Consider the following 15,125-nt stretch of genomic DNA (forward strand, 5'->3'; position numbering starts at 1 on the left):
CTACGCCTCCTGCCGTGGACTGTCGCTGGGCCACTCGACGGTGGCGGGCAGCAGCGCGCGCCGCAGAAAGTGCAGCGCGGTATTGGAAAAGCCGTAGCCGATAAAGCTCGACACCCACACCTTGGGGATATCGAGCCCCATAGCGGTGGTGGTGCCGCTGGCCAACTGGCGAAGGCTCTCGCTGATCAGCATCCAGGCTGCCAGCGCACACACCGCCGCGGTCAGCAGCGAGGTGAAGCGCTCGAAGCCCTGTCGACGGGCGGCGGGCAGGCTGTCCTGCAGCACGCTGATGGCGATGTGCCCACGGGTCCGGGCGAGTTCCGGCATGGCCAGGCTGGCCGACAGGCACAGACAGTAGGCGACGATGGAGCTCGACCACAGGGTCGGGGCGTTGAAGAAGTAGCGGGCCACCACTTCGATCCAGAAACACACGACGATGCCACACAGGGTGGCACCGCCGAGGTAGAAGCCGAATCGCGTGAGGCCATCGTGCCAACGGGCAATGGTAGCCAGCATGGGAGCGATCCGATCAGGGGGTCATGTCGTTGCTTTCGGCGATCTCGCGCATCTTGGCCACCGCCTCCGGCGACTTGTCGAGGCCGAGCTGCCAGATGCCTTCGGTCACCAGCTCGTCGAGACGCTCGGCGTCTTCCGGGGCGAACTCGGTTTCGTGCATGCCGAGCTCCCGCAGGCGCGCCCATTCCTCGACCGCCAGTTCGTCGAGCACCCCGGCGATCTCGCTTTCCAGCGCCTCGCCCTGGGCCAGCAGCACCGACTGCTGCTGCTCGTCGAGGCCATTGAAGGTGTCGAGGTTCATCAGCAGGTAGGTGTAGGTCTGGCCGAAGGTGGGCTTGGAGAAGTAGCCCGCCACCTCGTGCCAGCCAAGATCCTCGACGCCGTTGAGGCCCCAGGCAGCGCCGTCGATGACGTTACGATCCAGTGAGGAGTAGACGTCGCCGCTGGACATCAGCACCGGCGTGCCACCCAGGCCCTGGGTCACGTTGGTGTAGGTGGGGCTGCCGCGCAGACGACGTCCCTCGAGGCCCGGCGAGCCTTCGATGGGCTCCTTGAGCACGTACTGGAAACCGCTGGAGCCGAGCGGCGGAATCGCCAGCAGCTTCAGGCCGAGCTCGTTGTAGTGGCTGTCGATGAAGTCCCACAGGCCGGACTCGCGGGTCTTGGCAGGATCGACGAAGACCCCGTCCATGGCCGCGCCGACACCGGTGGTGTTGGTGTGGTAGGCGCCGTGGGTGTAGAGCAGGTCGAACACCCCTACCGAGACCGGCTGCAGCTGTTCGAACGGCGGCACCACGTCGGGGCCATTGAGGCTGATGGAGACCTCGCCGTCGCTGGCGCCCTGGACCTTGTCGATGTAGCGCTGGGCGACTTCGCGGGTGTAGGCCGAGGTCAGGTCGTAGCTCGACAGCATGCGCAGATCGGTGGCCTGGGCATCGGGTGACAGCGCCGACAGTGACAGGGCAGACAGCGACAGCGCGGACACGGTCAGGATGGAGCGGGAGAGTCGGGACAGGGAGCGATTCATGGTCTTCCTCGCGTTTATGGTTGTTATCATCCGTGGCCGAGGCGGGATGCGTCCGGCAGAAGGATCTTCGATACCACTTCAATCTAGTCAGGCCGACACACCGGGGTCAATGGAAAGGCACCGATCGAGTTTTTCGATTTTTAATATGTAGAATTTACAGAATTTATACAACAAAATGAAAATATAAAAACCAGAAAAATAAAGAGCACTATCTTGTGAAAAATCTCGTATTAAAGGGCTATTATCTCGAAGTATTTTACGCCAAACATGATGAGACAAAACGCCAATAACGCCTGATAAACCAAATAATACAACGACTTATATAAAACACCCTCTTTCGCACAGACGCCCGCCCAGCTCCATCGTCGTTATTGCCACAGGCGACAATTTCGACACCCTATCGGCCACCTTTCAGCAGAAGAAAAACTATTTCCAGCAAGAAGGGATCGACTCGCCTGGCCGGTTACCCTCGACCAGGCCGAAGCTGGCAGGAGGTAACCCATGCCCGACAACGGCCGACGGTGTATTCTCTGACAACAGCTTGGCCAACCATACACAGGCCAACATCAGGGCGCCTTCGGCGAGGACAGATCGTCCCCACGAGCGCCTCTTGCTGACAGAAATGAAAGGAGCCGGTGATGCGGCCGATTCACGACACCCTGGACTGGAACCTGCTGCGGACCTTTATCGTCATCGTGCAGGAAGAGAGCGTGAGCAAGGCGGCGGTGCGCCTGTACCTGTCTCAGCCGGCGGTGAGTCTGTCGCTGAAACGGCTGGAAGAACGGCTGGGCCAGAAGCTGATCGAGCGCGACAGCCATCGCTTTCGGGTGACCCAGGCGGGTCAACTGGTGTACCGCGAGGCGGTGGATATCTACGCCAATGTGGCACGCCTGGCGGCCTCGGTGGGGGAGTCGGACCCGGAGGTGGCCGGCCACGTCTCGCTGGCCTTTATCACCGGTATCCAGTGTCGCTTTCTCGACAGCGTGCTGGCGGCCTTCCATCGTCGCTATCCGCAGATCACCTTCGAAATCGAGGACATGTCGAGTCAGGAGGTGCAGCACGCCCTGTCACAACGCCAGAGCGCGCTGGGTATCTGTCTGGCCCAGAGTTGCCCGGACAACCTCGACAGCCAGGTGCTGGCGCGCCAGCGCTATCGGCTGTACTGCGGGCGCAGCCACCGCCTGTTCGGCCGCGACAGCCTGCCCATGGAAGAACTCAAGCAGGAGGCCTACGTGTCCTTTGGCAGCGAGCAGCTCGACGGGGTGCTGTCGCCGCTGGCGGTGTTCCGCGCCCAGCACGGCCTCAAGGGCCCGGTGGTGGGGCAGTCCAGTCGCCTGCAGGAGATCCAGCGCATGGTCATGGCAGGCTGGGGCATCGGCTGCCTGCCGGAGCACCTGGTGGCTCGGCAGGTGGCGGACGGCGAGCTATGGCCGCTGCCGCCTTACGACGGCGTGGCCGATATCGACCTGCACCTGATGTGGCACCGCGAAGGCCGCGCCAGCGTGGCGGAGACAACCTTTATCGAGTTCTTCCTCACCAGCATGGCCAAGGTGCCCATGGAGCACCGCCTGACCACCGGTATCGACGTGGCCGACGCCGCCCAGGCGCCCCTCGCTTTTGACGATACGCCATAGGGCAGCCTGTTCAACGCGCCAGGGCAGCCTCGCGGATGGCACTCAGCCGCTTGCCCGGGGCGATGCCGTCGGCCTCGTAGCGCAGTTCGATCAGCGCCGGACGGCGTTCGCGCTCGGCGAAGGCCAGGGCGCGCTCGAAGGCGGCGTCGAAGTCCTCGTCCCGCTCGACGATCTCGCCCAGGCCGCCGTAGGACTCGACCAGGGTGGTGAAGGCCGGGTTGGTGAAGGTCAGGGCGATCTCGCGGCCGGGGAAGTCGTTTTCCTGGTGGGCACGGATGGTACCCCACATGCCGTTGTTGAACAGAAGGATCACCAGGCCGACATCGTACTGCAGCGCCACGCCCAGCTCCTGCAGGTTCATCTGGAAGCAGCCGTCACCGGCGAAGCACACCGCCGGGCGGTCGGGGTGCTCGAGCTTGAACGAGATCGCCGCCGGCAGGCCGTAGCCCATGGAGCCCACCGTCGGCGCCAGCGAGCTGCCAAGCCCGGCGAAGCGCACGTAACGGTGGGCGTACAGCGCATAGTTGCCGGCCCCCACGCTGATGCAGCCCTGGCCATCCAGGCGACGATCGACGCTGGCGGCGACCTTGTCGAGACTCAGCGGCCCCGGGGCCGGCTGGGGCTCAAGCGTCGCCAGGTAGTCGGCGCGCGCGGCGCGGGTCTGGTCGGCCCAACGCGGTGAGGTGTCCGGCGCCAGCCCGTCCAGGGCGGCGGCGAAGCCCACCACGTCGGCGTTGATGGCAAGCTCGGCATGATAGACCCGGCCCAGCTCTTCGGGATCCGGGTAGACGTGCACCAGCGTCTGGCGCGGGGTCGGCGACTGGATCCACGAGTAGCCTTCGCTGGTGGCCTCGCCCATGCGGGTGCCGACGGCGATCAGCAGGTCGCTGTGCTCAAGCCGCTCGCGCAGGGCGTCGTCCATGGCGAAGCCGACGTGGCCGACAAAGCGCGGATCGCGCTGGTCGAAGCACTCGAGCCGGCGCCAGGCCACCCCCACCGGCAGATCGAAACGCTCGGCGAAGGCCGCCATCTGGGCCTGAGCCTGTGCCGTCCAGCCGCTGCCACCGATCAGCAGGAAGGGCCGCTCGGCCTCGGCCAGACGCGCCTTGAGCGCCTCGAGCTGAGCCGCGCCGGGGTGGGAATGCAGCTTGGCCATGGGCTGGGCGTCGGCCACCTCGGCCTCGCCCCACAAGGTGTCTTCCGGCAACGCCAGCACCACCGGACCGGGACGCCCGCTGGTGGCGACGCGATAGGCCCGGGCGATGTACTCGGGGATACGATCGGTGGCATCGATCTGGGCGACCCACTTGGCCATGGGGCCGAACATGCGACGGTAGTCGATCTCCTGGAAGGCCTCGCGCTCGACGAAGTCGTTCCCTACCTGGCCGATGAACAGGATCATCGGGGTCGAGTCCTGAAAGGCGGTATGCACCCCGATGGAGGCGTTGGTGGCCCCCGGGCCACGGGTCACGAAGCAGATGCCCGGCTCGTTGGTCAGCTTACCGTAGGCCTCGGCCATGTAGGCGGCGCCGCTTTCCTGACGACAGACGATGGGCTCGATGGCGCCCCGATGCTCGTTGAGGGCGTCGATGCAGGGCAGGTAGCTTTCCCCCGGCACCAGGAAGACCCGGCGGGCGCCGTGGGCGCGCAGCTGGTCCATCAGGATCTGGCCGCCATTGCGGCGCGCAAGGGACGTGGTTGGCGAAAGCGTGGAGGCTGGCAGGCTCATGTCAGGGTTCTCGATATCGTTGTTGGTAAAGACGGTTCAGGCGTCTGTCAGGGCGCGGTGCAGCGGGGCGATCTGTTCGGGCAGCACCACGCAGCGGGCACGAAAGCCCCGCGCCATGGCCCACTCGAGGTCTTGCTCGAAGCCCTCTCGGCAAGTCCAGGGGCCGTCGATGGCCAGACACTCGGCCTTGGCGCAGGCGTCGACGAAGCGCTGGCGCCAGGGCGCCAGGACGCTGGCCCGCTCGCCTGGCTCGGCGTCGGCGGCAACGCCCAGATCACGCGACAGATCGCCACTGCCGAGAAGCGCCGCGCTCACCCTTGGGCTTGCCTTGAGGATCTCCGCTGCGGCGCCCACACCGACGGCGCTCTCCAGCGTCGGTATCAGCGCGGTACAGCCCTGTTCGAGGCCGACGCGACGCTCTTCGCGGGCCAGTGCCAGGGCCAGCAGCACGATGTCCATGGAGGACTCGACCTGGGGCAGGAAGATGGCCGCTGGTCGTGCCCGCATCAGCGCCGCCAGCTCGCCCTTGCCGCCCTGGGTCAGCGGGTTGATGCGCGCCATGGGCAGCCGCTGGTGCTGCCGGCAGCGCTCGGCGAAGGCGACAAAGTCGTCGCAGGCCTGGCGGCGATCGGCGGCCGGGGTGAACTCCTCCAGGTCGACGATGATGGCCTCGGCGCCGCTATCCAGCGCCTGATCCAGGCGTGCCGGGTCATGCCCCGGCACGAACAGCCAGCTGCGACACTGGGTCAGGGACAAAGGAGTCGGAATCAAGGACGCCATGGGTCACTCCATCAGGTTCGGCAGGAACAGCACGATGTCGGGCACGAAGGTGATCAGCAGCAGTACCGCGATCATCGCCCCGAGCATCAGTCCCAGGTAGCGCAACGACTCCATCACGCTGATTCCGGCGATGCGGCAGGCGGCCATCAGGTCGACCCCCAGCGGCGGCGTATTGGCGCCGATCGCCAGGTTCACCGTCAGCAGCACCCCGAAGTGCACCGGGTCGATGCCGTACTGCACCAGCAGCGGCATGACGATGGGGGTGACGATGATGATGATGGCGATGCTTTCCATGAAGGAGCCGAGCACCAGCAACACCACGGTCAGCAGCAGCAGTACGCCATAGCGGCTGTCGGTGATCTCGCCGATCAGTGTGGCGATGGCCTGGGGCACCTGTTCGTAGGTCAGGCCCCAGGCGAACATGCCGGCGGCACCGATGATGACCAGGATGGCGCCGGAGGTCTCCGCGGTGGCGATGACGCTGTCGACGATGTCCCGAAGGCTCAGGCTGCGATAGACCAGGGTGCCGACGATCAGCGCATAGACGATGGCCGAGGCGGCGGCTTCGGTGGGGGTGAAGACGCCGAAGCGAATGCCTCCGATGATCAGCACCGGCACCAGCAGCGCCGGCAGGGCAGCGATAAAGGCACGCTTGCGCTCGCCGGGCTCGGGCCGGGTACCACCGGACCAGCCGTTGCGGCGTGACACATAGATGGCCACCCCCACCAGCGCCAGGGTCAGCAGCAGGCCGGGGATCACGCCGCCCATGAACAGCTTGCCCACCGAGGTGTTGGAGGTGGTGCCGTAGACGATCATCACGATGCTCGGCGGGATCACCGTGCCGATGGAGCTGGCGGTGCCCACCAGGGCGCTGCTGAAGCCGCGGTGATAGCCGCTGCGCTGCATCGCCGGCAGCAGCATGCTGCCGATGGCGATGACGTCGGCCACGCCGGAGCCTGACAGTGCCCCGAACATCATGCAGGCCAGCACCGCGACCACCGCCAGGCCGCCACGGATGTCGCCCACCAGCGCCATGCACAGACGCACCAGACGCTGGGTCAGTCCGGCGTGATTCATCAACTGGGCGGCCATCACGAACAGCGGGATGGCCAGCAGAGTGAAGCTCTCCATGCCCGCTACGAACTGCTGGGCGGAGACCATCATCGGCGCCGCACCAAACATCAGCAGATAGGACAGCACCGCCAGGATCAGGCCGAAGGCGATGGGAATATCGATCAGGATCGCCAGGGCGAAGACGCCCACCAGGGTCAAGGCACCAAGGGTCATGAGGCGTCCTCCTGTGACAGCGGATCGCTCGCCAGCAGATGGTCACACTGCGCCAGCGCCATGCCGGCGCAGCACACCGGCACCGACAGATACACCAGCCCCGCAGGTAGCTGCAGCGCCGTGGTGGTCTGGCTCATGGTCAACCAGGCCAGGTCCCAGCCGGCCTTGGCCAGCAGCAGTAGCATCACCAGCAGTAGCAGGTCGGTGGCCCGGGTGATCAGCCGGCGAATGGCAGGGGAGCCGACCAGCAGCGGCATCAGTCCGGCGCTCAGGTGGCTGCGCTTGTAGGTGCAGGCCACGCCGGCCAGCAGCGCGGTCCACACCAGCACCAGCTGGGGCAGCTCTTCGGCCCAGTGGGGCGGCGCCCCCACCACCCAGCGCATGAACACCGAGTAGGCGACCAGCGCCGCCAGCAGGGCGGCGCCGATGCCGGCCAGCGCCAGGCACAGGCGCGAGACGAGACGCGCCACGGGATGCAGCAGGCCGTGCACGGTCATCGCGCTCACTGCCCTTCGCGGTAGCGCTTCACCAGCGCCATCAGGTCGCTGCCGAAGACGTCTTCGTAGTCGGCCCAGACGCCCTGGACGGCGGCATTGAACGGCGTGGTATCGACCTCGTTGACGCTCATGCCTTCGGCCTCGAGCTCGGCCACCAGGCGCGAGTCGTCCTCCTGGGTCATCCGGCGCTGTTCGTCACGCCAGGCGTCGGCCAGCTGCTGGACCGCCGCCTGGTCGTCCTCGGACAGGCGCTGCCAGACGTTGTTGGCGACGGTCAGGCAGGCCGGTGCCCAGACGTGCCCAGTCAGCGAAACGTAGTCCTGGACCTCGAAGAAGGACGAGGAGTGGATGATCGACAGCGGGTTTTCCTGGGCGTCAAACACCCCCTGCTGCAGCGCCGAGTAGAGCTCGCCGAAGGACAGCGGAGCCGGGCTTGCGCCAAGCGCGGTGAAGGTATCCAGTCGCATCTTGTCCGGGGTTACCCGGATCTTCAGACCGGCCAGGTCCTCGGGGGTCTCGACCGGGCCCTGGTTGTTGGTGACGTGGCGGAAGCCGTTCTCCCACCAGGACAGGATCTTCATGTTGTAGTCGGAGGCGATGGCTTCCAGCGCCTCGCCCAGCTCACCGTCGTAGGCGGCGTAGGCGTCCTGGCGGTCCGCCCAGGAGTAGGGCAGCTCGACGATGCCGAAGCGGGCGTCCAGCGGCTGGAAGGAGCCGCAGCCGATCACCCCGGCGGGCACGCTGCCGATCTGCATGCCTTCGACCATGGTCTTTTCGTTGCCGAGCTGGCCGCTGGGGAAGACCTGGAAGTTGACGCGACCCTCGGTGGCCTCGCGCACTTCGTCGGCGAAGCCTTCAGCGGCGATATGCCAGCTATGGGTAGGGGCCAGCACGTGGCCGAGCTTGATGTCGAGGGCCTGGGCCGAGGTGGAAAGACCGGCGAAGGCGCCAAGCGCCAGCAGGGGGAGCATCCTGGAGGTCATGGGGGTACCCGTTGAGTCGTTGTGATTGTGATCTGGGCCCGCCACCGCTTTGTTGACGGCAAGACAGGCGTCACTTGAGACTCGGCCAGGTAGGCGTATTAGACAATTTTCAAGATTTTATGCTTTGCATAAGCCTGATTTATGCAAAGCCATTGGACAGTGGTCAGGGTGGCCCTTCGACAGGCCTCGGGCGGCAACCACAAGTGCTTGCAGACACTTCTTTAACGCACTGTTCAAGAACCATTTTTCTGGCGCAAATGGGGACATTTGCGGTTGTGATTGGCGCCGTTGACGGCTCCACGGCGATAGTCAATCCAGCGTGGTGGTCAGCGTCGAGGCTGGCGCCAGCGCAGGATGAGAACCACCGCCCTGTCGGCCAAGAATTACAAGGAGCCCCTATGCAACTGCCCTCTCTGATCGAGATCCCCAACGGTGAAAAGGTCACCCCCACCTTCAGCGACGCCGAGATGCAGGGCCGCCTAGCCCGTCTGCGCCAGCACATGGCCGAGCAGCAGGTCGACGCCGTGGTCCTGACCTCCTATCACAACATCAATTACTTCAGTGACTTCGTCTATTGTCGCTTTGGCCGCGACTATGGACTGGTGGTGACCCAGGAAGGCTTTACTACCGTCACCGCCAACATCGACGGCGGCCAACCGTATCGGCGCAACCGTCTGGGCGACAACATCGTCTACACCGACTGGCAGAAGGACAACTTCTTCAAGGCCATCATGCGGCTATGCGAAGGCAAACGACGCATCGGGGTGGAGTTCGACCATCTGACCCTGGCCAACCGCGACAAGCTGGAAAGCGCCCTTGGCGAGGTGGAGCTGGTCGACATCGGCGTACCCACCATGCAGATGCGCATGATCAAGTCCGCCGAAGAGATCGCACTGATCCGTCAGGGCGCGCGTATCGCCGACGTGGGCGGTGTCGCGGTACGCGACGCCATCGCCGCCGGGGTGCCCGAGTACGAAGTGGCGCTGGCCGGCCAGAGCGCCATGGTGCGCGAGATCGCCAAGACCTACCCGCAGAGCGAGCTGATGGACACCTGGGTGTGGTTCCAGTCCGGCATCAACACCGACGGCGCCCACAATCCGGTCACCAGCCGTCGCGTGCGTCCCGGCGACATCCTGAGCCTGAACACCTTCCCGATGATCTCGGGCTATTACACGGCGCTGGAGCGCACTCTGTTCTGCGAGCACGCAAGCGATGCCCATCTGCGGCTGTGGGAGATCAACTGCGAGGTCCATGAGCGCGGACAGCAGCTGATTCGCCCCGGCGCCCGCTGCAGCGACATCGCCCACGAGCTCAACGAGATCTTCGCCAGACACGACGTCCTCAAGTACCGCACCTTTGGCTACGGGCACTCCTTCGGCACCCTGAGCCACTACTACGGCCGCGAGGCGGGTCTTGAACTACGCGAGGACATCGACACCGTACTGGAGCCCAACATGGTGGTGTCGATGGAGCCCATGCTGATGATTCCCGAAGGCCAGCCCGGCGCCGGTGGCTACCGCGAGCACGACATCCTGGTGGTCAAGGAAGACGGCGCCGACAATATCACCGGCTTCCCCTACGGGCCGGCGCATAACATCGTGGGTTGAACCGATCCGGCGATCACCGGCCGGGACGTGACATGGGGGGCCGCTCGCCCCCCATGTCGGCGAGCCCGGCCCTGAGGTAGTCCAGCACGTGGTGCGCCGCCACGGACAGCTCGCCGGTCTGGTAGTGCAGGCCGAAGGTGACGCGCCCAAGCTCGGGCAGCCGATCCGCCCCATCCACGCAGTGCAAGTGGTCGGGGCTGACGCTGCGCGCCAGGGCGGTCACGCCCAGGCCCTCCTCCACCGCGGTGAAGATACCGAGCAGGCTGGTACTGGCGTAGCTCACCCGATAGGGCATCGCCCTGGCCCTCAACGCCGCTTCCGCCGCAGAGCGGTACAGGCACCCTAGGGGATAGGTGACCAGAGGCAGCGGCGCTTCACCCTCCAGCAATGCCGTGTCGCCGACCACCCAGACCAGGTCATCTACCCGGATATCCCGAGCATCGCGATCATCGTCGACCCTTTCCGGCTCCATCACCAGGGCGATATCGTAGTGGTGCCTGTGAAAACGCTGGAGTATGACCCTGCTGATCTCACAGTCGACCTCGACCTCGATATTGGGGTAGACCCGCGCCAGATTCCTCAGCACTCGCGGCACAAATGCCAGCTCGAAATCGTTGGGAATACCTAGCCTTACCTTGCCACTGACGCCCCCTCCGCAAAGCTTCTCCACCAGCCGGTCATTGATCGCCAGCATGGCCCTGGCTTCCTGGTAGAGATAGTCACCATCCTGGGTCATTTCCAGCTGACTTCCGCGCAGAAACAGGCGAGTACCCAGCATCTCCTCGAGCTTCTTCATCTGCAGGCTGATGGCGGGCTGGGAACGCCCCAGGCGCTCTCCTGCCGCGGTAAAGCCTCCCAGCTCATTGATGGTCACGAAGGTACGCAATAACTCACTCGGTATCGTCTTCAACCTGGGGCCTCATTGGCATAGATCATGCATCGATTTGTCGTTCTTATTGGTCGCATCAGCGGCAAGAAAATACCTTGAATCTGTCGATGGAAATCGACGCTACCTCTCGACGACTGCCGATTGTCGACGTCCAACAACAAACAATAGAGGCTTCTTCATGAACTCCTGGGTATTGACCACCTTTGCCATTCTAACGCTCTCCATGCTGATTCACACCGGTGCAGCCTACCTGCGTCGAGAACTCAAGGCCCGCCAACCGAGGTGACGCACATGGACTCCTTTACCCTGTTCAATTGGGCGCTTCTGCTGATGACCTTCGGCCTGATGCTCTATCTGGGCTACCTGTCCTCGCGGCGCATGCGCAAGGATGACGCCGCCGGCTTCCTGGTCGCCGGGCGCTCGCTGGGGGCCTTCGTCGGTGCCGGTACCATCGTTGCCACCGGATTCAGCGGCTGGGGCTTCATGGGCTCGCCCGGGGTCACCTACCAGTTTGGTGCCATCGAGGTGCTGGGCAACTTCTTCTTTGCACCAGCGATGGTCATCGCGGTGCTCTACTTCGCCCGCTTCATGCAGCGCAAGGCGATCGATATGGGCAGCAACACCATCCCCGAGTACATCGGCCAGTCCCACGGCGGCGGCGCCATGGGGCGAGTGCTGCAGGCGGTATCGGCGATCATCACCGTGGTGCTGCTGCTGGTCTTCCTGACCAGTCAGATCAAGGCGGTGGGGCTTCTGGGTGCCAGCTGGCTGGGCATCGAACTCGATCAAAGCGCCATGCTGATGGTCGGGGTGATCATCCTCTACACCATGCTCGGGGGGCTGGCCGCGGTGGCCTGGACCGACACCATCATGGTCTGGGGCATGGCCCTGGCGGCGGTCATCATCGTCATCCAGATGCTGACCACCATTGACGTGAACGAGTGGGAAAGCGGCTTGAACGCCATCGACCCGGAGCTGTTGAACCCGACCAACGGGGCCCACTACGGCGCCTCCCGAGGCAACGTCTTCCTGGTCCTGCCCTACGCCTTTCTGTTCGCGGCGGTGCTGCCGTTCATGGCGATCCGCTTCCTGGCCTTCAAGCCCGAGGTCAAGCTGCACAAGGTCGGCATCTACGTCGCGGTGCTCGGCGGCCTGCTCAGTCTGATTCCGCTGGTCGGGCTCTACGTCAGGGTCAAGCTGCCGGGACTGGCGGATCCCGACAGCGCCATGCCGGTCTATCTCGAGCAGTTCATGCATCCGGCGATCCAGGGCGTCATCACCTTGTTCATCATCTTCGCCATGAAGTCTACCGCCAACTCCCTGTTGCACACCGTGGCCTCCAGCGTCTCCCATGACCTGCGCCTGGCGATCTTTGCCGAACGACAGCCTTCGGCACGGCGCGTCCTGGGCCTGAACCGGGCCGCGGTGCTAGTGCTCGGCGTGCTGGCACTGCTGATGATGCTCTACGCACCGCCCTTCATGCTGTCCTGGCTCGGCATCCTCGGCACCGGCACCCTGCTCGCCAGCCTGATCGGCCCGGTGTTCATCTCGACCTTCTGGCAGGGCTCGGCCTGGGGGGCGCTGGCGGCCATGCTCGGCGGCTTCTTCACCAGCGGCTACATGATGCTGTTCGCCGATGTGGGCTGGTTGATCGGTCCGCTGACCGGCTGCGTGGTGTCGTCGGCTCTGTATATCGGCGTGACCCTCGTCGGTCGCAGCCATCGCGCCCATGCCCGCCATCCGAACGCATCCCTCCCTGACCACCCTGCTTGACCGAAGCCCCCCCGACTCGCCTTCAGGATCAGGGTTCTGAGGTTTAGGCAAAAAGACAGGCCGCCTTCCGGGGCGGCCATTCTCGTGAAACCTCCGTCACCCAGCGAATAGTCGCAGTCGAACCTGAGCATCATGGCCGAGAACCGGCTGCTCTCATGATCCAGATCATTGGTGCGAAGCGCTTTAGCATATTCCTCTCAACTTGACGCTTTCATGGGTCGATAACCCTGGCATCGCTGCTAATCGGAGGCAGTCTGAGCGATGAGCAAGCCAGGAAATGACTTCGCTCAACCCATGACTGCCGGTTGGCCCCTCCCAGCATGAGCCCTCTGCCAATGACATCACTCCTTGATCGCCTGACCATGGGAAGAAAGTTCTTCCTGGTGCTTTTCTTTCCGCTGCTTTCCATCCTGTGGATGACGCTCTCCACAGTGCTGGAACGCCAGGCGGTCGTCACCCGGATGGATAGCCTTCAAGAGGTGGCGATCCTCGGGCGTCATTCGGCCAACCTGGTGCACGAACTTCAGCGCGAACGGGGGATGACGGCCGCCTTTCTCAGCAGCCAGGGCCGCAACTATCACGCAGAGCTACCGGTGCAACGTGAGGCGACCAATATCGAGGTTGAAGCGTTCGCCCGCTACATCGCTGACATCGACTTTTCCCGTCAAGACCCTCGAATCGAAGCACAGGTCGATCTGGCAAAGCGTCTGCTTGAGGAGAAGGATGGCCTACGGCGCAAGGTCGATGGTCTCGACATATCTGCCGAAGCATCGACGGACGCTTATACCAACATCAACGAGGCGCTGATCGATATCGTCGCCAAGCTGACCTTTGGCGTCGATCAGGGAGAGGTCGCCCGTCAGCTGACGGCCTATTACGACCTTTTGAACATCAAGGAGCTGGCCGGCATAGAACGGGCGGTACTGGCGGCATCTTTCAGCGCCGACGCGATATCGCCAGTAATGTTCAGGAAGCTGCTTTCGTTGATCGTGAAGTCCGATGTGCACAAGAAGAACTTCTTCGAGCTTTCATCACCGAGGGTTCAGGAGGAGCTCAAGACGCTGACCGACAGCGCACTTGGCGAGCGTTTGAATGCCATGCGCAGCGTGGTCCTCGACAAGGCCTCAAGCGGCGGCTTCGGTATCGATCACCAGGAGTGGTTCGAGGCCCAGACCGAGTATATCGATGGCATTCAGCAGATCTCCCGGTCGGCGGATCAGTACCTCCTGGCACGTATTGACGACTTGCAGAAAGCGTCCTTCAGCTACCTGCTCAAGCACGCCCTGGTCATGCTTGCCGTCCTGCTCGTCACCCTTGCCTTTTCGATCATCACCGCCCGCAGCGTGGTTCGCCCCCTCAAGGCGGCCCTGGCAGATATCCACGAGCAGAAGGATGACCTGACCAAGCGACTGGCGGTCCCCGGCAAGGACGAGCTGTCGCAGCTTTACCGCGCCTTCAACGACTCGCTGAGCAATATTGCCAGCCTGGTGGTCAACCTCAAGAAAAGCGCCAACGCCGTCGAGGCGGTCAGTGGAGAAATCACCCGGGGCAACCAGGACCTGGCGAGCAGAACGGAGCAGCAGGCGGCCTCACTGATCCAGACCGCTTCCAGCATGGAGCAGATCACCGCCACCGTGAAGCAGACCTCTGATTCCGCTCGCCAGGCGCAGGAAATGACCCGTGAAGTCGCCTGCCGCGCCAACGACCTGAGCCAGAACGCCGCCCAGACCCGAACGGCCATGGAACAGATTCGCGACGCCAACCAGGAAGTCACCAGGATCGTCGAGGCCATCGACGACATCGCCTTCCAGACCAATATTCTGGCCCTGAACGCTTCGGTGGAGGCGGCGCGCGCCGGCGACCAGGGTCGAGGGTTTTCGGTGGTGGCCTCGGAGGTGCAGAAACTCGCCAGCCGCTGCGCAGAGGAAGCCACCCTGATCCGCCGGTTGATCACCACCAGTACGCAGCGGGTCGACAAGGGCGAGCGCCTGGTGACCTCCACCAGCGAGGCGCTGGTCACCATCTCCGAGCATGCCCAGCAGACGGCGACCCTGGTGTCGGAGATTTCCACCGCGGCGACCGAGCAGTCGCTGGGTATCGAACAGATCACTCAGGCACTGGCGCAACTCGAGGACGTCACCCAGCGCAACACCGGCCTGGTCGAACGCGTTGCCACCGCCAGCGAGTCCCTCGACAAGCGGGCTCGCGACATGGCCTCGCTGGTGGGCCGCTTCAAGGTCGATGTGCCAACGGCCCTTCACGCCACGTCGGAAGACGGGCCGCTTATCGGCTCACCCCAGGCCACCCTTGTCGACTGCCACGCATAGGCCCTACAGGTTCCCCGCCTTGCCGCCCTTCCGGGCGGCTTTTTTTATCAGGCATGGAACCCACACAAACAAAACC

General features: G+C 64.1%; 12 protein-coding genes. 4 read left to right on the forward strand and 8 right to left on the reverse strand.

What is annotated here, in order from left to right:
- Together NFH98_RS19840 and dctP are read right to left on the reverse strand one after the other, a co-directional pair.
- Complete coding sequence (locus NFH98_RS19840; protein WP_108132011.1) at positions 1–516, reverse strand: TRAP transporter small permease; 516 nt, start codon at positions 514–516, stop codon at positions 1–3.
- A gap of 13 nt (positions 517–529) precedes the next feature.
- On the reverse strand, positions 530–1,543 hold the full coding sequence (gene dctP / locus NFH98_RS19845) for a TRAP transporter substrate-binding protein DctP (protein WP_162816416.1): 1,014 nt from the start codon (positions 1,541–1,543) through the stop codon (positions 530–532).
- A gap of 638 nt (positions 1,544–2,181) precedes the next feature.
- Between dctP and NFH98_RS19850 the strand changes: the two genes are divergently transcribed.
- Entirely contained in the window at positions 2,182–3,177 is a 996-nt protein-coding gene (locus NFH98_RS19850) for a LysR family transcriptional regulator (RefSeq protein ID WP_045992342.1), read from the forward strand.
- Positions 3,178–3,187: 10 nt separating this feature from the next.
- On the opposite strand, the gene NFH98_RS19855 is transcribed toward NFH98_RS19850, so the two are convergent.
- Genes NFH98_RS19855 through NFH98_RS19875 form a run of 5 tightly spaced genes read right to left on the reverse strand, consistent with a single transcriptional unit; the run spans position 3,188 to position 8,453 of the window.
- A complete protein-coding gene (locus tag NFH98_RS19855) occupies positions 3,188–4,906 on the reverse strand; it encodes a thiamine pyrophosphate-binding protein (RefSeq protein WP_108132008.1) in 1,719 nt (572 codons plus the stop codon).
- Between the two features lie 36 nt (positions 4,907–4,942).
- Entirely contained in the window at positions 4,943–5,686 is a 744-nt protein-coding gene (locus NFH98_RS19860) for an HpcH/HpaI aldolase/citrate lyase family protein (RefSeq protein ID WP_222516292.1), read from the reverse strand.
- Positions 5,687–5,689: 3 nt separating this feature from the next.
- Positions 5,690–6,973: a TRAP transporter large permease gene (locus NFH98_RS19865; protein WP_108132006.1), complete on the reverse strand. Its 1,284-nt coding sequence runs from the start codon at positions 6,971–6,973 to the stop codon at positions 5,690–5,692.
- On the reverse strand, positions 6,970–7,470 hold the full coding sequence (locus NFH98_RS19870) for a TRAP transporter small permease (RefSeq protein ID WP_261395367.1): 501 nt from the start codon (positions 7,468–7,470) through the stop codon (positions 6,970–6,972). The genes NFH98_RS19865 and NFH98_RS19870 overlap by 4 nt, the downstream gene beginning before the upstream one ends.
- 5 nt (positions 7,471–7,475) lie before the next feature.
- On the reverse strand, positions 7,476–8,453 hold the full coding sequence (locus NFH98_RS19875) for a TRAP transporter substrate-binding protein (protein ID WP_222516291.1): 978 nt from the start codon (positions 8,451–8,453) through the stop codon (positions 7,476–7,478).
- 398 nt (positions 8,454–8,851) lie between these two features.
- Here NFH98_RS19875 and NFH98_RS19880 point away from each other — a divergent pair, with 398 nt between their 5' ends.
- Complete coding sequence (locus NFH98_RS19880; protein ID WP_045992100.1) at positions 8,852–10,060, forward strand: M24 family metallopeptidase; 1,209 nt, start codon at positions 8,852–8,854, stop codon at positions 10,058–10,060.
- A 13-nt stretch (positions 10,061–10,073) separates the two neighbouring features.
- On the opposite strand, the gene NFH98_RS19885 is transcribed toward NFH98_RS19880, so the two are convergent.
- Positions 10,074–10,970, reverse strand: coding sequence for a LysR family transcriptional regulator (locus NFH98_RS19885; protein WP_222516290.1), 897 nt, complete (start codon positions 10,968–10,970; stop codon positions 10,074–10,076).
- Between the two features lie 270 nt (positions 10,971–11,240).
- Here NFH98_RS19885 and NFH98_RS19890 point away from each other — a divergent pair, with 270 nt between their 5' ends.
- A complete protein-coding gene (locus NFH98_RS19890; RefSeq protein ID WP_348827291.1) occupies positions 11,241–12,722 on the forward strand; it encodes a sodium:solute symporter family protein in 1,482 nt (493 codons plus the stop codon).
- 335 nt (positions 12,723–13,057) lie between these two features.
- The gene (locus NFH98_RS19895; RefSeq protein WP_348827292.1) at positions 13,058–15,049 is read left to right on the forward strand and encodes a methyl-accepting chemotaxis protein; all 1,992 of its coding nucleotides are present in this window, start codon (positions 13,058–13,060) and stop codon (positions 15,047–15,049) included.
- Positions 15,050–15,125: the final 76 nt, after the last annotated feature.

It is taken from the genome of Halomonas sp. H33-56 (genome assembly GCF_040147035.1).
Lineage (GTDB): Bacteria > Pseudomonadota > Gammaproteobacteria > Pseudomonadales > Halomonadaceae > Halomonas > Halomonas litopenaei.